Below are 20,306 nucleotides of genomic sequence, written 5' to 3'. Positions count from 1 at the left end.
AGTCCCCCTAAAATACTTATAGTTACAGGAAAGATTCTTGCTAAAATAATTCACAATTCCCCTGTAATGTAAATTTTAGGCATAGTCACAGTTTTTAGCAAATTGCAGTAAAAATAATCTATTTTACGTGTAAAATAGTTAATTTTCGCTGTAATTTTGATTTTAAAGTAGATTAATATGAACAAAATTAACTTGAAAGTGCCATAATATGGTGAAAATAAGCGGATTGAAGTTGCAATATTGACATACTTTCGCCAATGAAATAGAAAATAAATCTTCTATATTTAGACATATTGGTCATGTTAGAAAGGGCGTTTTTTATTGTGATAAAAAAGCAAAACGAATACTTTCGTTGGAATATTTTATTAACGGAAAGCTTTCCATTCCTTGAAAACTAAAAAACCAATTGCCGATTAAAGATTGGCAATTGGTTCTTAGAGTAGATTTTTTGATTTGTTTAGTAAAAACTGATTAGCCCCAACTTCAAAAAGTGTAGATTAAGACTCTACTTTCATCCAGCGCGCATTTCTCCCTTTTGAAATAAGTTTGATTTCACCTAATAGTTGCAAATCAGTTAAAGCTTTACTAATAGTACTTTCAGCTATATCTGGATAAATGCTTCGAATACATTCTTTTGTAAAAGGCTGTTTTTGATTATGAATAAAATTCTGAATTCGCTCTACCTTAGTATGTTTACATATAGAATCCAGTACTCTGCTATGTAGATCTTCATAAGCTTCTAAAATAATAATTAAGAACTCTTTTAACCAGAAGTTAATATTATGCCCATTACAATACCAATTAACCGATGATTTAAATATGGCTTCATAGTATTCTGATTCTCTTTTCTTTATATATTCATCTAAACAAACATATTTTACAAATGTATGTCCGTTTTTTACTAATAGTAATTGCATTAACATAAGTGCTAATCTACCATTACCTTGACTAAAAGGAATTATGCAATAAAAATTCAATATAAACCGAGCTATCAATATAAGTGTAGGCAACTCTTTTTTACGGTTTAATAAATTGTACTGGTTACATAATTGTTCTACTGCCCATGGAATTTTTTCAGGTGGAAGAGGACGATAACAAATCGTATGCATCCCTTTTTCGGGAAGTCCTGGGATAGAAAATGGCTTTTGGCGCCATTTTGCTCCGTCAGAGGTATTATAATGAATTAATTGGAAATGCAATTCTTGTATAGTATCTGGACTTATAGAAAAAGTACAAGATTTTTTATGTACAAGAGTCAAAGTTTCATAATAACAAAATATCGCATCTTCCGAAATGGATTGGGGGATCATATCATCTATAATAAGTTCTTTTAATCGCTTATTTGAAACTTTTATATCCTCATAAACTGAAACATAGTTTTTTATGTATTGTAGGGGTATAGCTTTTTCAAGGCTAGTGAATATGTCAGGTCTCTGCTCTTTATAAGCGGTCAACATTCCTTTATATTCACTAATTTCACTGACCAAGTTTATTAGTTGTTGCTCACTATTTATGTACGGATCTTCGAAATAATTTCTCATTTTGTTCCTCCTGTTACTATCTCTCAATGCTCTATTACAATAATTTTTTTGTTTTTAGGAATTCCTAATGTTATTCGAATAACATCCGGTTTAATAGAGCTTTAACTTTCTAAAGAAAGAGGATTAATTTATTATTCAAATTTTTGTATAAAGGCGTTGAAATTACTTTTTATTTCAAAAAGTGGATGTATCGTAAGTATAGACGTTAGACATTTGACTTATTAAATATCGGAATATTATCTTTTAAATGTACTGATTTTTATTATTTTTTGTGACATTTTTTATATATTTTTTCTTCCCGCTATATAATCATCCATTTTTAACGAAAGCGAGTTATTCCATTATGTTGAATACAAGTTAATAACACGCTTCAACTAAACCTGCTTCGTTCGTTCAATTTACTTCAACAAAAAGAGCGTTAATCCCTTGTTGGATCAACGCTTTAATTTCTAATTAAACTATACCGATTGGATCTGTTTAACCTTTTGAATTATTAGGATTTTCAAGAATAAAACTAAAGAGAACAATGTATGTACTATACTAAATATAATCAGTCCTGATGTGACATCTGGTTCTTTTTTAAAGTTGAATAACGAAGGAACTCCCACGTAAAAAGGTAGTAAAACGTAAATGTAATACATTACTCCAAAGTATAATACTAGTAAGGAAATGATCACACAAAATCTACTGAAACTTGGTTTTGCAAAAGCTACCCTATGTCTTCCTTTTGCTAAATTATAGAATGTTGATCCTAATATAAAGGTTAAAATAATACAAAGGAAGATTGTGATACCAAGAATTATCTTAGCGGCAGAATTCACCTTTGGAAAATCCTTACCTAATAAAGGTTTAGGTGCTCCTCCTTCCACTATTCTAAATAAATTAAATCCAGAATGGTATGTTATATCTTGTTTCGAATTTGATAAGAGAACAAGACCAAAGGATTTATCAGAAGAAAGGACCATCGTAGAAGTGAATCCTGGTAACCCACCCTCCATATACATATTATGAGGATATACATACCAATTGTACCCTACGCCATATCTATTAGCTTTGAATATTTCTGTAATACTATTTGAATGAATCAGATTACCCGTAGGAGTTATTCCTTCGTTGAGTAGACACATCATAAACTTTGCTAAATCTGTGGCATTTGAGGATAACCCAGCCGAACTAGATGTAGCATAGACTAGCTTTTCCTCATAAGGTTTAATTTTATCCCATTGATAGCGATGCCCCCTTGCCGTATTGGAAAGGTGATGATTATCAAATGTAAAATACCCTGTTCTGTTCATTCCAAGAGGCTTAAAAATATTTTCATCCATATATTTTGTAAAAGGGACACCTGAAACTTCCTCAATAATTATTTGCAACAAATCTGTATTCATATTGGTGTATTCAAAAGTTTCACCGGGTTTTGCAACTAACATAACATTACTTAGTTTCTCACTAATTTGATCTATAATCTTCCGGCGATCTATACTTTTAACATCATGAACATTGAGACGACTTGGCAAACCACTCGAATGATTAAGTAAATGTTTAATAGTAATTTGATTTGATATTAAAGCATCTCTTGTCTTAAACCAAGGAAGATAGTCAACAACAGGATCTTCAATACTTAAAAACCCTTTCTCCTGAAGCTGCATAATAGCTAATGTGGTAAACACTTTAGAAAGCGATCCTAAGTTAAAGTTTGTATTTTCGTCAATCTGCTGGGTAACTTCTCGTATATCTAAAATTCCAAAACCTTTAGAATAAATAATCCCATTAGAATCAACTAGCGCAAAGGCCATCCCCGGAATATCATGTGTTTTCATGTTACTCTCAATTTCAACTTCAATCAGTTTTATTTTCTCATCCCTACCACTCATTGTTGCCGAAACTTTATCTGTAGACATTATTAGTAAAATACAGAGAATGCTATTAATTAACACTATAATCTTTTTAATCATACTTCCCCCTACTCTTTAATATCAAACCACTCTACACCTAGTAATGATTTAACTACTGTACGAAGTATCAAAAGATTTTTTTAGGAATCTTTTTCGATAAAAAAATAAACAATGCTGCGAACTTGGACTATTACTGATGTTGCAACATTGTTTTCTTATTATGATTTGTTTTTTTCGATTCCGTTTAATTTATTATGTTGTTGCTGTTGACGTTGTTGTTTAGAAAGTTCTTTTATTGAAGCAGGTAATAAATATTTATTCACCGCATCAGCAAGCTTTTCTGCTACCTCTCCTTTATTATATATTATTATTACTTTTTCAATTTTCTACTTAAGTCGAAATTTTTCAAAATCATCACCAACTTTTTTCCCCTTCATATTCTATAGAATCAGGTCGAATATTGAGGGGGAAACGCATGGGGATTGAATTGACGGCTCTCCATTGGATTTACGTTATTTTTATTGTCCTTATCATTGGCTTTATGGTTAAACGTCGCGACACCACCCTCATTTGTGTACTTGGCATATTTATGTTAGCAATCGTTGCTACAGGCGATTTAGCTTCGTCCATTAGTGGTGTTTTTAACAGCTTTATTTATGCTATCACTGAGCTTTTGTCGACTATTCTCATTATTTCTATTATCATAGCCATGAGTCGAGTGATGATGGCCTCGGGTATCAATGAAGTCATGATTGCTCCATTTACGAAAATCATAAAAACACCCGCTTTAGCTTACTGGACGATTGGTCTATTAATGATGTGTATCTCTTGGTTTTTCTGGCCTTCTCCTGCTGTCGCACTTTTAGGAGCAGTTTTGTTACCTGTTGCTCTACGTGCAGGCTTACCAGCACTTGGTGTGGCGATGGCGATGAATTTATTTGGTCACGGAATCGCTCTATCGAGTGATTTTGTTATACAAGGAGCTCCGAAGCTAACGGCTGATGCTGCTAGTATTCCAGTTAGTGAGGTAATGACTGCTAGTATTCCCCTTGTTATTACAATGGGCGTGGTTACTACGGTAGTCGCTTATATTTTATTACGACGTGATATGAAGCGTGGATCAGCGAATTTATATGCTACAAACGACACAAATGAAGGTGTAGAACAAGTAATTACTGAAAATCTGCTAACACTCGGACAAAAACGCTTTTTCGCAGTACTCATTCCAATTGCCTTTGTACTCGATGTCATTGCCATGTCTATCTTAAAATTACAAGGCGGAGATGCAACAGCTTTAATAGGAGGGACATCTGTCTTTATCCTACTATTACTTTGCGTTGTAGCTCACAAAAAACAAGGGCTTGAAAAGACAACAAGCTATTTCATTCAAGGTTTCCAATTCGGATTTAAAGTGTTTGGACCGGTTATTCCAATCGCAGCCTTTTTCTATCTAGGAGATTCCGGATTTACACAAATTATTGGTGACTACTTACCAGCCGCTTCACATGGTATCGTCAATGATCTCGGTGTGGGTCTAGCTGCGGTAGTTCCATTAACAAAAGGAATTGCAGTCGTCACTTTAGCAGTCGTTGGCGCTATTACAGGCTTAGATGGTTCTGGCTTCTCAGGTATTTCCTTAGCAGGTTCCGTCGGTAGTTTGTTTGGCAATGCAATTGGTGGAGGTACCGCAACTTTAACAGCTTTAGGACAAATAACAGCTATTTTTGTAGGAGGCGGTACATTAATTCCCTGGGCATTAATCCCGGCTGCTGCAATATGCAATGTTAGCCCATTCGAACTTGCAAGGCGTAATTTATTGCCAGTGGCGATTGGCCTTGTGATTACAACTATTGTGGCGATGTTTTTAATATAGCATTGTAAAAGTAAGGAACTCCAAAGGATAATATAGGGTAAATAGTATAATAAAATAAAACTAGACCTTATATTTAGAGGATTTGAGTTTGATTATATATAATCAAACTTTATAATCAAACTTTTATTGTGGTCTTTTAATAAGGCTGTTTTCGTAAAGATTGTTGCTCTTCAACTAAACCAGCTAATAGTTTATCAAAGTTCAATTTATAATTACATATTTAACCAAATTAGTTTATTATTGATTATATATAATAAATTAAGTAGGTGTGAAAATGGATTTACTGATAGCATTCTTAGTATTTGTGGTAGGTTTTGAGCTTTATGATGCTATAAGAAAAGTGGATAATAATATCTTAGAGCAAGCAGAAGAGATAAAAAAATTACGCGAAGAATTAGCAAAAGGTACTAATAATTAAAACTACCTCTTCAACTAACAGGTGCTGTAGTTAAATATTCGATTTTCGAAATATAAAACATAAAAACAGAGTTGATTCCACATATTTTGTAGATTAACTCTGTTTTTATGTTTTAATTGCAACAATCTTTTAGAAAACAGCCTTTAATAAAGATTGATAATTTTCTTATTCCACAATCGGGCCATTTAACGGAATAAACCTTGGGGTATTCCTAGTAACAGGGGATGGACCTTGTTCCACAAATGTACGGCTTAGCTGAACAAATAGTGCAGAGTTTTCTCGTATTGTGCAATAAATATTAAGTATTCTACTTATAATTGTTTAGTTTATAATGATTTTAAGGAGCTGATTTTTATATTAAATGTTAAAAATACAAGTACATCCGTTTTTGATGTTGGTTTGGAATAAAGTTTGATTAAAAGTTTGTTGCAAACGTTGATTTATAATAGAAGAAACCCACGCATTTTGAAAAAAGTTTGATCAAAATGCGTGGGTTTTATTTAAATGCGAAGTTATTTTTATCAAACTATATTATAAATGATCAATCTTTTTTACAAACTACAACTCTTTTTTCTTCCATCATTAGGATATTAATTTATTTAAGAAACAATTTTTATCTCTTTACGAACAAATTCACATGTCCAAAAACCTAAAAATGAATTTAAACTTCTGTATATTGTCCAATCTTTCTGAATTTCTCATAGCGATCTTCAATTAATTGTTCGCCATTTAGAGAATTCAATGCTTTTAGTGTGACGCTTATACATTCTTTTATATAAGATGCTTGCTTCGCAACATTGCGGTGTGCTCCACCAGTTATTTCAGGGATTATTCCATCAATAACGTCGAGCTCTTTTAAGTCAGGTGCTGTTATACGCATTGCTTCTGCAGCTTGCTTCCCTAGGCTACCATCTCGCCATAAGATCGATGCAGCCCCTTCAGGCGAGATAACCGAATACGTTGAGTTCTCTAACATAAAGACGCGATTAGCTACCCCTAATGCAATGGCACCCCCACTTCCGCCTTCCCCAATAACAATACTAATAACTGGTACTGTTAGAATCGCCATTTCAGAGAGAGTTCTAGCAATGGCTTCACTTGGGCCGCGTTCCTCGGCTGCCTTACCCGGATAGGCTCCTTTTGTATCAATAAAACAAATAATTGGGCGCTTAAATTTCTCAGCTTGCTTCATTAAGCGTAATGCCTTACGATATCCTTCAGGGTGTGGCATACCAAAATTTCGTCGAATATTTTCTTTAGTTGATTTTCCGCGTTGATGTCCAACAATTGTTACGGGCTGTCCTTCAAAGAGAGCAATTCCTCCAAGAATAGCTGCATCATCACCAAATGTACGATCTCCATGTAACTCAATAAAGTTTTCACACATAGCTTCTATATATTGTAAAGTTGTTGGTCGTTCTGGATGTCTAGCAACCTGTACACGATCCCATGGCTTCATATTGGCATAAATAGATTGTTCTAGCTGTGTTAGACGTGTTTCAAGCTTTTCGATTTCACCTGTCATATCTACATCTGCCTCTGTAGCAATCGTTTTTAATTCATCAATTTTTTCTCGTAATTGTATTACTGGTTCTTCAAAAGCTAAATTTTTAGACATGTTGCACACCGCCTTTTGTATGCATTTTTACAAGCATTACTACTTGATTTCGTAAATCCTTCCGATGGAAAACTGCATCAAGCTGACCATGCTCTAGTAAAAACTCTGACTTTTGGAAATCATTTGGTAATTTTTCTCTTAATGTTTCTTCAATGACACGGCGACCAGCAAAGCCAATCAATGCTTGTGGTTCAGCAATATTAATATCTCCAACAGAGGCAAAGCTTGCTGAAACGCCACCGTATGTAGGATGCGTCATGATCGAAATAAATAATAGTCCTTCTTCACTATGACGTTTTAATGCCACACTCGTTTTTACCATTTGCATTAATGATAGAATACCTTCTTGCATGCGCGCTCCACCACTAGCAGTAAAAATAATAACCGGTACACGTAATTCAATAGCTTTTTCAACGGCACGTGTGATTTTTTCTCCTACAACGGAGCCCATTGAGCCCATACGGAAATGAGAATCCATAATGGCTACAACAATTTCTTCTCCATCAAGAGTACCTAACCCAGTCAGTACAGCTTCGCTTAATCCCGTTTGTTGTTTAGCCACTGAAATTTTTTCTACATAATCAGGGAAATTAAGTGGATTACTTGTTTGTAAATGATCATCCATTGAAACAAATGAACCTTCATCTAAGAAATATGCTACGCGCTCCTGTGCAGTCATTTTGAAATGATGGTCGCATTTTGTACACACTTTATGATTTTTTTCTAATTCCTTTGTTAACTGAATGTGACGGCATTCTGGACATTTTGTCATAAGTCCTTCTGGAAATCCCTTTTCCTGTCCGTCCTCTTTCTTTTTACTAAATAAGCTACGTATTGCCATGTTTTACTCCCCCTTTGTTGTCTAAATGCCTTGTTCAGCATTCATCCACTGTTCGTAAGCTTTTAATGCTTCTTTTTCATAGCCAAGCTGCATCGATTTCAACATAGTTTGAATGATTAATTTTTCTTCTTCTGTTGAGTTTCGATTTAAACGGTCACCAGTATAAACTGCTAACTGAAACCAGACTTTTAGTGAAAGACGATTTCCTGACGTGATGATTATTTCTCGTAAAACATCCCGACAATTAATCGTACTTTCTATCTCTAGCTTTACAAAAAAACTGCCCCACACTGGTAGTGGTCGCAGAGTCTCTGTACAACTTATAACGCGAATGGCTTCCTTTTCATGAATTTGTCGCGTTAATTCGACATCCTTTTTTGATTTTTCATCTTCTAATATAAACATCGACAATATTTCTACGAGCTGATGCTTTTGTGTAGAAGCTAGAAACATACCTTCCCCATGTCTCGTTTCGATAAGACCTAATAACTCTAAACTTCGCAATGCCTCTCTCACAGAGGATCGCCCGACACCTAGACGTTCTGAAAGGACTCGTTCGGAAGGTAACTTTTCACCAGCCTGTATTTTTTCTATTTTAATAAGTTGTCGTAATTGTTGGACAATATCTAAAAACACTTTCTTTTGTTCGGTTTTTTTATCCATACGATCAACTCCTCGGTCAATCTATTCGCCTTGGAATAATTATTGCTGTCGCTTTCCTTTCGCGCAGATAAACAATGCATCCAAAGGCTTTATCTTCATTCAGTAGGTGTTTGGATACCTACTATAAAGAAACAAAATCCACCACCTTCAGATGATGGCGTCTCTTACTGAATGAATTCAAAAGTGGTCTGGCCACTTTTGAAGTTGGCTTTATCTTACAAAATAATTATTTGAAAGTAAAGAAAAAACTGCATAAAAATTTATGCAGTTTCTAAAATTCCCTTCAATTTCATATTCTTTTCGTCGTTTGTGCATGTTTTATTTTCACTTGAGGTCTACCAAAGCGCTTTTCAAGCGTTCTCTCAATGTAAAGCAATTCATCTTCTAGTAACAGCTCTTGAACAAGATGAAAAACTTGCGGGAATAAGGTTACAGATACCGTTCCAAACTCATCCTGAAGCATGTAAACGGCGACCTACAAGGAAAGCACGTACCTGGCATCGTCCGGACGTGGCCCACTGAGCCAATACCCAGGGTTATTAATCGTAACTTTTTTATAATCGTCGCGACTTTATTTTAAACATCGTATCTTTTTTATAAACATCGCAACTTTATTTCAATTCTACATTTGAAGATATTATTATTACTAATTTAACAGGTTACATCACCATCGCTGATGTAAACATGTGGTTTAATTCGTTTGAGCAAACATGCTATTCGTTTATTAAACAAGAAAAAAAGTATAAGTTGTTAGTTAACCGTAAAGGTTATACCCCAGAACATTTTTCTGTACAAAAATTATGGAAAGACAAATTTTTCTCAAATGGTATATTAGACAACACTATTGCAGTTGCTTTTTTAATAGAAGAAGGGGATATTCTAAATCAACTGGAACAGTCTAATACTAAAGATAATGTTATATTCTCTAGTAACTATGATCAATTAATTGACTGGCTTTCTAAATATTAATAAAGAAATTCTATTTCTAAGTTACTAAAAGATAACTTTTTATATTGCACAGTTGTGTCAAAAGTACGCTTTATGAAATAAAGTGGATTATTTCAGTGACCTTGATAAATTTGGTAGTCTCTTATTTTTTATATCCCCCACATCCAAATGGATTTGACTATAAAAATTTGAAAGAGATGGCTTCTGTATATTGCAGAAGTCATCTCTTTCTCTCTTAACACTCAGTATAATATTTTCGCAAATTCTCATGAAACATCTGCTGTAGTTGATGTTCGCTAATCCCTAAAACATAAGCTTCACACATTATCTGTTCGACCATTATAGCTATTTGTTGAAGGTTAACACCCTTTGCTTCAGCAGACTTTTTAACAATTGCTTTTGAGCTAGGTTTTATATCGATTATTCCTTTCTTCTGAAGCTCCTTGTAGCTTTTATGGACGGTATGAAGATTGAGGTTTGTTTTAGCTGCTAAATCACGAATGGAGGGCAACGGGTCACCATTTTGCAAATTTCCTGTCGCTATTTCACAAAGTAGTTGCTGGGTTAACTGCTGATAAAAAGGAATTTTACTCATTGGATCTATTCTTAAATTCAATTGTTCACGTATCCTTTCATATTCTTTCCTTCAAAAAACTTTTTATAGATTACTGTAAATGTACATAGAGTTACAATTACCAAAATAATTAGAGCTGTCATCGCTGGAGAAACATTGAAAGTAAGCAAGCTGAAATGAAGAAGCGCAACAACAATCAATAATGGTAGTCCATATAGCAGGCTTATTAATACTGTAGGATTTGATTTTATTGCTTCAGATGGATTAGACCATTCAAGTAATGGATGCCTTCTATCATAGAGCGGGGACAATAAATTATACGTAATGACTAATAATAATGTAATCAATAAATGTAGTCCCGTAATAATATCGCCTCTACCAAATAGCATGTAAATGATATAGCTTATTACAGCCGATATTGTGCCGATGCATGATGAAGTCATAACTTTTGCCATGTAAATTTTTTGTGGATCAAATGGCAACGTCATGCTAGATGCATAGTATTTCCCCTCTCTTGAATAGGGAGTTCCACTAATATTGTTCATACAACTCATGAACAAAACCATATAGACAAAAAGAAAAGATTCATTGTTAATCATCCATTCAGCCTTTAAAATGTTCGTCTGTAAAGTTAGAAAAATGATTGTACAAATTGGCGTTAAAATAATCCCTAAAATAGCTTGCATTTTAAAGTATGGTTCAGACTGGATAATCCAATATTCACGTTGCAAATAATTGAGCAAACTACTTTGAATATCCCTCCCCCAAACTTTGGTCGTTTTTTCTATTCTACTTACAAGCAAGCCATGTTCATAATACTTAGACGCAATCATTTTTATAGTTGCATTAAACAATAAATAACATAGAGCGAATACTAGGATGAAATAGATCAAACTTTTTGTAGTAGTCAATGGCAAAAGCGTCTTCACCAATGAATGTTGCATTGCAAAACGATAACCTAAATCGAGAAAATCTGAAATTGAAGCACTTAAGGAAGATATTGTTGAAGTATCTAATTTCGCTAAAACATTGCTGATTGCATGATAATTTTTTATTAGAAAGTACAATATTGGGCTTATTCCAATACCAAATATAAGAGTCATCCTAACAAGCAAATACACGGATGTATTGATAAATACACTGCGATAATGATTCAAAATGGATAATAAAAATAGAAGGAACAGTACAATTAATACATTCATGATCAGTAAAAATGCAATTGATTTTACTGCGACAGCTAGCTTAAACTTTATCAGTAATATGAAAAACGTCGGTATTGATAGAATACTTACTACCATCATCGGTAAAGCTACTCCACTTATTATTTTCGACATTACAACCCGTTTCGCTGAAATGGGCAAATGAGCAAATATAGCAAAATCACTTTGACTAAACACTACCGAAATAGCAAAAAATGAAATCAATATATACGTCACACCATTTGAAAGGAGAATATTATAAAATAAATACTCCTCAGGGGTCGCTATAAAGTAAATAATTAGAGTAAGCACAAAATACTGAGTGGCTACATAAATGAATGCAATCAAAAGGAGTACTTGAATAACTGGCTGCTTTGGCTTTGCATAAAAAGATGTTAAAAAGAATTTGATTAATTGGATATTATCCTTCATTTGCTTGTTTCTCCATAAAAATAGTCTCTAAGCTACCATCGACTAGCAAATTCTCAACACGATCATGCAAGACAATCTTTCCATCTTTTAAAAACGAAATTGATTGACAAATTTTCTCGGCAACATCTAACAGATGAGTGGAAAAGAGAACGGTTCCACCCTTTTCAACGTACTCTTTCATACAATTTTTAAAAGCAACGACAGCTAGTGGATCTAGGCCATTTATCGGCTCATCCATAATAAGGATAGGCGGACTAATTGTAAAAGCAGTAATCAACGCAATCTTATGAAGCATTCCATAAGAATACGTTCCCATCGGTTTATAAATACTTTTTTCCATGCCAAAGATGTTAATGAAGTTTTGTAGTTTTTCATCATCAGTTTTTTCATATAGTTTCAAAACGAAATGTATCCAATCATATGCAGCTAAATTTGGAAATACATGAATCGTATCAGGTATATAATAACATTGCTTTTTATATTCGAGTGACTGTGATTTCGCAACATTATTAATCATTATTTTTCCGCAATTTTGTTCTACTAATCCAGCAATACAATTTAATGTCGTTGTTTTACCTGCACCATTCCCCCCAACAAACCCCAGTATTTCTCCCTTTTCTATTTTTAACTCTACACCCTTTAAAACCTCATGTTGTCCATATGATTTCTGTAAATTTTGTATCGATAACAATTTCATCACCTCATCCCATAAATTGGCGGAAGACATCTGTATCTGTCGCTTCGCTTTCGATACAAAAGACATCTGTACCTGTCGCTTCGCTTTCGCACAGAAAACATGGCTGAAAGAAGTTAAAATTTCTTTTTCGCAATAAAACTTTGCATCGTAATGATCATCAATAAAACTAACAGCAGTGTTACTACAATATTGATGCCATACCAAGATCCCATATCACCCGACATTAGAATATTTGTTGCATACATACTATTACTAGCAGGATTAACAACGTCCATTATTGGATGTAGCCCAGCGATAAAACGACATATTAATAAACTAACGATACTTATTAGTGCAATAAATGCAGGACTTTTAAAAAATGTACTCATCATCGCAACAAACGTAATGATGAATAACAGCCAAACACAATAAAATACTAATGCCCATAAAGCTTGTGTCATAGGAACAGTAGTAAATAAAAACGCTGAATAGCCATAGGACACTGCATAGCCAAGAGCTATACATATAACAGCCAAAATATAATGGATGAAGATTTTACTATTTAAATAAGAAGATATCGATACTGGCCTTGTTAGGATAAATGCCATCATGCCATTAGCTTTCTCTCCTTGGATAATACTCATAGTGGCAACGACCAGAATAATAATGCCCAACTGATCAAACTGTGAATTTAATGTTGAGGCAAGTACCTCCTGTCCCACAGGCTTTGCCATCGTAGGATCAATTGTTATACCTTGAACACCACCAGCTGATTGTAAAATAACCGGTAAATAATACATCATTATCGGCTGTGTTAGCCCTAGTAAAATAAATACAATTGGGAGCCACAAAATTTTAAACTCTCTTGCCATTTGATGTACCTCTTTTTTGCTTAATTCGATAAAAGCATTCATTCACTTACACCACCAATTCTAAAAATATTTCTTCTAGATTGTCTTGAATACCCACTTCAAATTTAGTAAACATCACTTTTGAATCCAGTCCGTGCTGTATTAATCGATTAGCATCTGTTTCCAAATTTTCAACGTGTATTTTGAAGCCATTTCCACAGCTTTCGATTTTCTGCACATAAGATAAATGTTCAAGCATTGTTAACCACTGAAAATCTACCTTACGAATCATTAAAAAGATAGCTGATTCTTGATGGCGCTCAAGTAACTCTGATTTTGTAGCATCCTCTATTTTGTGACCATTTTTAATCATCACAAAGCGCTCACAAATTTCCTCCGCATCGCTCAATATATGCGTTGATATTAAAACTGTCGTTTCTTTTTTTATCTCTTTTAATAGATTTAACACTTCTCTTCTCCCTATTGGATCTAGCGCTGATACCGGTTCATCCATAATCATTAAAGCTGGCTTATGCAACAATGCTTGTGCAATACCAAGGCGTTGCTTCATACCACCTGAAAATGTCCCGACATGTATATGTGCTTCTTTCCCTAAGCCTACCTTTTCTAAAAGTAATGGAATTTCTTTCTGCAATTCATTTTTTGATATGCCTGAAAGTGTTCCCATAAAGGACAATGTTTCAAATGCTGTCATCCATGAGAAAAAATTAGGATACTGAGGTAAGTAACCAATTTGATTTCTCATAGCTGAAATTTTTTGACCATCAAGAAGTATTTCTCCTTTGTCTGCATTCAAAATGTCGGCAATGATTTGAATTAACGTGGATTTTCCCGCTCCATTTGGTCCAATTAATCCAACACACTCATTGGAATCAATGACCATTGAAAAATCATTCACGGCTGTTTTATGTTTAAACTTTTTCGTAATATTTTTAATCTCTAAGCGCACGTTTATTTACATCCTTTCTACCAATAATGAAGTATAGAACAGAACCAATTGAGTTACAGAACAAAATAATAATTGTCCACATCAGTATGTTTTCCCGCGTATGTCGGTGCCGATATAAATCGAATAATGCAACAATGATTAGAACAAATCCTACGAATATCAATGGCAAAATGATTGGAAGTATGCTTGCCCAATCCAGTTGGCTTAACTCATCAAAACCATAGTGTAATTTCATTCCTAAAACCTCCATTCATTATCATTATCGATAATGATAACATAAGGTGTAAAAAATTTCATTACCTTTCTACTGTACATCTGTAAAAAAAATATATAGTATATTTATTGATAATGTTCTCATATTGATAACATTTGATTGTGCTTCCCTTGATTCCATCTGATAGGAGGATCGTTTTTATGCGGAATAAAGCAGAGGTTTTAATGCACCCTGTGAGAATGAAAATTTTACAAGCTCTAATGCACGATAAAGAAGAAGGCTTAAGCACTTTGGAGATGATTTCTATCATAAAGGATGTACCTCAAGCTACTTTGTATCGTCACATCCAAATCTTAATGGATGAAAACATCATAAAAATTGTGAAAGAGCGAAAAGTACGTTCTGTTACAGAAAAATTTTATGCATTAAATGAAGGAGCAGAAAAACTTAGTCAGGAGGATTGGACACAACTAACGATCAAACAAAAATTAAATTATGTTTCCAACTATCAATTAGCTTTACTATCTCAATATCAAAATTATTTAAATTCACTTGATGAAGAAGAAAGACTTGCAGATTTAGCAACTTTTTCATTTATCGATTTGACATTAACGACTAATCAATTTATGAGTTTTGAAAATGAATTAAACGATTTAATTCTTAAATACTATAATATGGCCGACTCAAGCAAAGAGACTGAGACAAAAACAATTGCTATAAATATTATTCCAAAACCTTAAGTAATATTTTTACGTAAAGAAATGGAGAAGATTTATGAAAAGAAGAAAGACAGTAGAAAACACACGAAAATTTATCATGATTATAATTGGCGCCATCATCGCAGCATATGGACTAGAAGCGGTATTAATTCCGAACGATGTCATTGATGGTGGCGTGACAGGTATTAGTATTATGGGCGCACACCTCTTTGGTATTCCATTAGGCGTACTGCTCTTTGTATTAAACATTCCGTTTATTTGGATTGGCTACAAACAAGTAGGTAAAACTTTTGCATTGATGAGTAGTGCTGGGATAGCAGCTCTCTCTATTTCCACAGTTCTTATGCACGATGTTAAAACAATTTTAGGTCCAAATGATCCGTTATTAATTGTTTTATCTGGTGGTATGTTACTTGGTGTTGGGATTGGGATTGTCTTACGTAACGGTGGCGCTTTAGATGGCTCTGAGGTTTTAGCCGTGTTGCTATCACGTAAAATTCCGTTTTCAGTCGGGGATATTATATTATTTATTAATGCCTTTATTTTCTTAGGGGCAAGCTTTATTTTTGGCTTAGAAAGCGCATTATACTCAGCTTTAACGTACTATATTGCGAAAAACGTTATCGACATTATTCAAGTAGGTTTAGAAAAATCAAAAGATGTTCGTGTTGTCAGTGCAAAATCAGAGGAAATTGGTGATGCGATTCAAGCTCGTTTAGGACGTGGTGTTACATATACTAAAGGGCGTGGCGGTTTCTCCAATGAACCAACTGATATATTAAACTGTGTCATTAACCGTATGGAAGAAAATAAACTTGTATCGATTATTAAAGATATTGATGAAGGTGCCTTCGTAGTTATTTCTGATGTTTCAGAGGTACGTGGAGGGAACTTCAAAAAGCGTGATATTCACTAAATAAAAGGTAAGAAAGTAAGTCGTTCATAAACTGCACCCCAATTGTTAGATATGTAACAATTGGGTGCAGTATTTTTTATGACTAAATTTACAAGCGAACTTAAACAGGTCTAATACGGAAGATAGCTAACTTTTTGCAAGAGGAGTTAGCTAAATTTTAGCTTTTCTTCTCCATGACACTAATTCCAATGCCCATAAATACGACTGTCATAAATAATAGTAGGCTTAAAGGTTGTAATAACTCTACATAAGAACTAGCATTAATCGTCACACCTTTTAAAATCTCTAAACCATATGTGATTGGCGAAATATAAGATAGAGCTAAAATTACTTTAGAAGATACGATTTCTAATGGCCAATAGGCGCCACCTAACATCGCAAATGGTACTGCAATGAACGCCATCACTGTATTAAATTTACTAGGTGTATCCGTGATAGAGGCGATAAAAATGGATAGTGCAACGATACACAATAGATATGGTATGACTGCAATTAAACTTGCTACAAACCCTCCATAAAACTCTACACCAACGCCAAAATAAAAAATGCAAAATACTAATACGATTTGAAGATAGCCTAATAAAAACGCATAAGCTAGATTAGCTGTATATACTTCCCATTTGCTAATACTTGAAACCGTTAAACGATTCCAAATACCATTTCTACGCTCCATGACTATGTGATTGACACCATTGGCTACCGTATAAATAACCATAAACAGTGCAAAGCCAAATAGAGTGTGAAGTCCGGAGTCCCATTTAAATCCTTTTTCATTGGCAAAGTTTGTATACTGGATATCAAATGATGGAGTTGTTTTCGCTACTGCGATCGCACTTGTTACCTCATCCTGCAAATCTGTAGGAAAAGCTTTTATCATCGCATCATTTTGAAGCACCTTACTATAAATTCGGTCTAGTTCATGTTGAACCAATTTGGCATTCATAAAATCAACAGCCACCAGTAATTTATAGCCTGCTTCCTGTAATAAAATTGCTACATCAACTTTACCTGTTTCAACTAATTCTGTTGCTTCATCCTCATTATAAATCGTAAATTCGTAATTTTTATTACTTTCTAACTCAGTCAATACTTGCTTTGTCATTTCCTCACTTAAAGTCGAATGGACAGCAATCGGCTGCTTTGTTTGTTGTCCATGCCCTATCAAATACGCATAAAGACATATAATAATAGTAGTTGCGATTAATGAACTAGGCTTTCTTTTTAATAATAAAAATTTTGTCTTGAGTATATTGATCATGCAATACCACCTCTTCTCGGGAACAATAAAAAGGCGATTGTTGTACAAATCACTGCTACAGCCGTTAATATCCATAAATAAGATGAAATCTGGCCTAGCCCTCCTCCTTGCTGTATCGTTAAATAACTTTGTAAGGCTGCTCCATTCGGTGTCCAACTCCCAATTTTCGCAAGAGTTGGTGCAAAGGTACTTAAATTAAAGAAGCTACCACCAAATAAAGCTAAAATTGATACGATAACTGAACCAAACACATTAGAAAGCTCTGCCGAATTAAAGCGGTAGTTTACTGCTGATAGTAATGCAGCAATACTTCCAACAACAATTGCCAGCATCAATGTCACGAGTAAATGTAAAGGCAATTGTACAAATGAAATATCAAGCATAAGATAGGCAACTACAAATACAATGGACACTTGAATGAATGACAAAATAACAGTTGAAACAATAACCGCTAATAAATAAATGATCGGATGGATATTTGCTAGTAGAATACGATCAAAAATATGCATATACTTTTCTAAAAATGCTTGACTGGAGATTGTCCCTGCTATATATAAAATAAACATGACAGTCATACTAAACGTATAATATACACTCGTTGAGACGGGCTCCTGTTGATTCACCGTCTGAACGGTAGATGAAATATCTGCTTTTGGTAATATCACATCTTGCGTTAATAACCCTTTTGAACTAAGCTCTGCCATTAGCGTATATTGATATTGAAATGATTCTAAAATATTTTGTACAATCGTTGAAGCAATTTCTTTCTGTTCGTTTAAATACACATGTAAAGCTGGAATTTCTTTTTTTGCGAAAAGTGATGTATAAAATTGTTTTGTAAATCCAGCTGGTATTTCAAGTATTACATCGTACTCTCCTTCTTTTTTAAGCGCATCCATATCACTTGAAGCAATCTGGGAGACAGTAATAAATTGTTGCATATCCTCCTGCTCTAGCAATTTCAAGAGCATAGAAATGGGTAGCATTTGTTTAAGGCTTTCCCGTGAATGTACATCAGCAGCCCACATCTCTCCTTGTGATTCCTGCAAAAATGCCGCCAACTCTTGCTGCTCATCCTCCTGTTGTACAATCGCAATCTTTATATCAATTGGACTATTATCCCCCTCCATTAATGAGCCTATAGCAAAACTGATTATAGATATAAGTCCTATCGGCATTAATAGTAAAATTACCAACTCTTGAGGGTGACGCCACAATACTTTTAACTGTTTACGAATAAGTGCTAAAAACATCACGGTTCCCCCTAATTCCTTAATGCTCTACCGGTTAAATGTAAAAACACATCTTCCAATGTCGGCTCTTTGACATGAAAACTTTTAAGAACAATGTCATGCTTCTCACATAAAGGTAATAACATTGGAAGGAAATCGGTATTTTTTGCTACACTAAAGGAAATATCTGCATCATTTACCTGAAAATTTGATAAAAAGCCTTGTTTCATAAGCGCATCAACAAAATCATTTGAATGCTTTTCTAGCTTTAAGACAATCGTTTTTTCTGAAGATAATATCGCCTTAATTTCTTCCTTTTTGCCAGCTGCAATTATATGCCCTTTATCCATAATATAAATGCGATCGCATAAATACTCGACTTCCTCCATGTAGTGACTCGTATAAATAATCGCTGTATTGGCATCTTTATTCAATCTCTTCACAGTTTCTAAAATATACTTTCTCGATTGCGGGTCAATGCCAACTGTCGGCTCATCCATAATTAAATATTCAGGCTCATGCAGTAAGGCAACACCAATATTTAAACGTCTTTTCATCCCGCCAGAATAATGTTTAACAAGTTTTTTCTGCTCATTTTCGAGTCCGATTTGCGCTAGTACTATACGAATCCGTTCCTGCAATTTTTGACGCGGAATTTTGTAGACTTCCCCAAAAAACTCCAAATTCTCACGTGCTGTCATTTCCTCATACAAGGCAATTTCTTGTGGCACAACCCCTAGTACTTTTCGTAAGGAAGTTGGATTTTTTAAAATGCTTGTATGCTGTAATAAGACATCACCTGTTGTTGGTTGAATCAAAGTCGACATCATCGCAATTGTCGTTGATTTACCAGCGCCATTCGGTCCAAGAAGTCCTACAATTTCGCCAGGCTCAATGTATAGGCTCACGTCATCAACAGCGTTTACTTTTTTAAATGTTTTTGTTAGATTAACTACTTCAATCATTCAACAGCCCCCTTTCTCTAAAGAATAACAGTTGCATAATGACTAGACGACTAGCTTCCGTCATAAAAGGCAATGACTGAAGTCATTTTTTATACTGGACGAGTAAGGTTTGCCAAATGAAATTCATTATGAATGCTTATATCATGCTTTACAGATTTTCCGAACGAGAAAGCCCATGCAGGGTGTAGCCCGTCTTTAGACATGGGATGAAAGTAAAGTCAGACAAAAGGTAACTTTTGCTACCTCAATTGTCTGAAAGGGTGTTATATTTCATGTATAGACAAGTAAAAGTCTATAAAACACGCTCGTTCATTGAAAATTGGATATTGTATATGGTTCGATAGCCTAATTCATGCTATCGGTAAAACAATATGTGTCGTCAAGAAAAAGACGCTAAAACACATCGAACGAAACCAACTATACGCTATGGTAAAAGTAGCGTAGCCCTATCTGCTATATGCACTGGATAGGGAGGGGTAATGGGATACCCCAATCTTGAGAGC

20 protein-coding genes are annotated in these 20,306 nt (G+C 34.4%); 5 read left to right on the top strand and 15 right to left on the bottom strand.

The genetic code is table 11. The features are described 5' to 3' along the window. Positions 1 to 497 precede the first annotated feature (497 nt). Together ACMZ42_RS24615 and ACMZ42_RS24610 are read right to left on the bottom strand one after the other, a co-directional pair. Complete coding sequence (locus tag ACMZ42_RS24615; protein WP_415733110.1) at positions 498 to 1,541, bottom strand: Fic family protein; 1,044 nt, start codon at positions 1,539 to 1,541, stop codon at positions 498 to 500. Positions 1,542 to 1,999: 458 nt separating this feature from the next. Then, entirely contained in the window at positions 2,000 to 3,496 is a 1,497-nt protein-coding gene (locus ACMZ42_RS24610; protein WP_415733109.1) for a serine hydrolase domain-containing protein, read from the bottom strand. Between the two features lie 415 nt (positions 3,497 to 3,911). Here ACMZ42_RS24610 and ACMZ42_RS24605 point away from each other — a divergent pair, with 415 nt between their 5' ends. Together ACMZ42_RS24605 and ACMZ42_RS24600 are read left to right on the top strand one after the other, a co-directional pair. Beyond that, positions 3,912 to 5,309 (top strand): hypothetical protein, encoded by a 1,398-nt coding sequence (locus ACMZ42_RS24605; RefSeq protein ID WP_415733108.1) that lies wholly within the window; start codon positions 3,912 to 3,914, stop codon positions 5,307 to 5,309. Between the two features lie 274 nt (positions 5,310 to 5,583). Beyond that, positions 5,584 to 5,727 (top strand): hypothetical protein, encoded by a 144-nt coding sequence (locus ACMZ42_RS24600; RefSeq protein WP_415733107.1) that lies wholly within the window; start codon positions 5,584 to 5,586, stop codon positions 5,725 to 5,727. Between the two features lie 661 nt (positions 5,728 to 6,388). Here the strand turns inward: ACMZ42_RS24600 and ACMZ42_RS24595 are convergent. From ACMZ42_RS24595 to ACMZ42_RS24580, 4 genes are all read right to left on the bottom strand, one after another. Next, complete coding sequence (locus ACMZ42_RS24595) at positions 6,389 to 7,345, bottom strand: acetyl-CoA carboxylase carboxyltransferase subunit alpha (RefSeq protein ID WP_415733106.1); 957 nt, start codon at positions 7,343 to 7,345, stop codon at positions 6,389 to 6,391. Beyond that, a complete protein-coding gene (accD, locus tag ACMZ42_RS24590) occupies positions 7,338 to 8,186 on the bottom strand; it encodes an acetyl-CoA carboxylase, carboxyltransferase subunit beta (RefSeq protein WP_370076081.1) in 849 nt (282 codons plus the stop codon). Before accD ends, ACMZ42_RS24595 begins: the two co-directional genes overlap by 8 nt. A gap of 21 nt (positions 8,187 to 8,207) precedes the next feature. Beyond that, a complete protein-coding gene (locus tag ACMZ42_RS24585) occupies positions 8,208 to 8,849 on the bottom strand; it encodes a FadR/GntR family transcriptional regulator (protein ID WP_415733105.1) in 642 nt (213 codons plus the stop codon). A gap of 289 nt (positions 8,850 to 9,138) precedes the next feature. After that, positions 9,139 to 9,312, bottom strand: a complete 174-nt coding sequence (locus tag ACMZ42_RS24580; RefSeq protein ID WP_370076085.1) for a hypothetical protein — start codon at positions 9,310 to 9,312, stop codon at positions 9,139 to 9,141. 284 nt (positions 9,313 to 9,596) lie between these two features. Here ACMZ42_RS24580 and ACMZ42_RS24575 point away from each other — a divergent pair, with 284 nt between their 5' ends. Further along, positions 9,597 to 9,818 carry a hypothetical protein gene (locus tag ACMZ42_RS24575; protein WP_415733104.1) on the top strand — a complete coding sequence of 74 codons (222 nt, stop codon included), beginning with the start codon at positions 9,597 to 9,599 and terminating at the stop codon, positions 9,816 to 9,818. Between the two features lie 214 nt (positions 9,819 to 10,032). On the opposite strand, the gene ACMZ42_RS24570 is transcribed toward ACMZ42_RS24575, so the two are convergent. The 6 genes from ACMZ42_RS24570 to ACMZ42_RS24545 form a co-directional block, all read right to left on the bottom strand. Further along, complete coding sequence (locus ACMZ42_RS24570; RefSeq protein ID WP_415733103.1) at positions 10,033 to 10,413, bottom strand: GntR family transcriptional regulator; 381 nt, start codon at positions 10,411 to 10,413, stop codon at positions 10,033 to 10,035. Next, entirely contained in the window at positions 10,410 to 12,002 is a 1,593-nt protein-coding gene (locus ACMZ42_RS24565; RefSeq protein WP_415733102.1) for a hypothetical protein, read from the bottom strand. The genes ACMZ42_RS24570 and ACMZ42_RS24565 overlap by 4 nt, the downstream gene beginning before the upstream one ends. Then, a complete protein-coding gene (locus ACMZ42_RS24560) occupies positions 11,992 to 12,693 on the bottom strand; it encodes an ABC transporter ATP-binding protein (protein ID WP_415733101.1) in 702 nt (233 codons plus the stop codon). The genes ACMZ42_RS24565 and ACMZ42_RS24560 overlap by 11 nt, the downstream gene beginning before the upstream one ends. A 119-nt stretch (positions 12,694 to 12,812) precedes the next feature. Further along, the gene (locus ACMZ42_RS24555) at positions 12,813 to 13,592 is read right to left on the bottom strand and encodes an ABC transporter permease (RefSeq protein ID WP_415733100.1); all 780 of its coding nucleotides are present in this window, start codon (positions 13,590 to 13,592) and stop codon (positions 12,813 to 12,815) included. Between the two features lie 4 nt (positions 13,593 to 13,596). Continuing rightward, positions 13,597 to 14,499, bottom strand: a complete 903-nt coding sequence (locus ACMZ42_RS24550) for an ATP-binding cassette domain-containing protein (RefSeq protein ID WP_415733099.1) — start codon at positions 14,497 to 14,499, stop codon at positions 13,597 to 13,599. Next, positions 14,483 to 14,734 (bottom strand): PLD nuclease N-terminal domain-containing protein, encoded by a 252-nt coding sequence (locus ACMZ42_RS24545; protein ID WP_402931070.1) that lies wholly within the window; start codon positions 14,732 to 14,734, stop codon positions 14,483 to 14,485. The genes ACMZ42_RS24550 and ACMZ42_RS24545 overlap by 17 nt, the downstream gene beginning before the upstream one ends. A gap of 179 nt (positions 14,735 to 14,913) precedes the next feature. On the opposite strand from ACMZ42_RS24545, the gene ACMZ42_RS24540 reads away from it, so the two are divergent. Next, a complete protein-coding gene (locus tag ACMZ42_RS24540; protein WP_370076099.1) occupies positions 14,914 to 15,453 on the top strand; it encodes a helix-turn-helix domain-containing protein in 540 nt (179 codons plus the stop codon). Between the two features lie 34 nt (positions 15,454 to 15,487). Continuing rightward, on the top strand, positions 15,488 to 16,348 hold the full coding sequence (locus ACMZ42_RS24535) for a YitT family protein (protein WP_370076101.1): 861 nt from the start codon (positions 15,488 to 15,490) through the stop codon (positions 16,346 to 16,348). A gap of 157 nt (positions 16,349 to 16,505) precedes the next feature. On the opposite strand, the gene ACMZ42_RS24530 is transcribed toward ACMZ42_RS24535, so the two are convergent. Genes ACMZ42_RS24530 through ACMZ42_RS24520 form a run of 3 tightly spaced genes read right to left on the bottom strand, consistent with a single transcriptional unit; the run spans position 16,506 to position 19,803 of the window. Then, the gene (locus ACMZ42_RS24530; RefSeq protein ID WP_415733098.1) at positions 16,506 to 17,606 is read right to left on the bottom strand and encodes an ABC transporter permease; all 1,101 of its coding nucleotides are present in this window, start codon (positions 17,604 to 17,606) and stop codon (positions 16,506 to 16,508) included. After that, a complete protein-coding gene (locus ACMZ42_RS24525) occupies positions 17,603 to 18,859 on the bottom strand; it encodes an ABC transporter permease (protein ID WP_415733097.1) in 1,257 nt (418 codons plus the stop codon). Before ACMZ42_RS24525 ends, ACMZ42_RS24530 begins: the two co-directional genes overlap by 4 nt. An 11-nt stretch (positions 18,860 to 18,870) precedes the next feature. Further along, on the bottom strand, positions 18,871 to 19,803 hold the full coding sequence (locus tag ACMZ42_RS24520) for an ABC transporter ATP-binding protein (RefSeq protein WP_415733096.1): 933 nt from the start codon (positions 19,801 to 19,803) through the stop codon (positions 18,871 to 18,873). Positions 19,804 to 20,306 lie beyond the last annotated feature (503 nt).

The sequence above is a fragment of the Lysinibacillus sp. NPDC056185 genome (genome assembly GCF_047737915.1).
Lineage (GTDB): Bacteria > Bacillota > Bacilli > Bacillales_A > Planococcaceae > Lysinibacillus.
The sequence above is the reverse complement of the archived record's forward strand: the minus strand, read 5'-3'. Positions and strand labels throughout refer to the sequence as shown.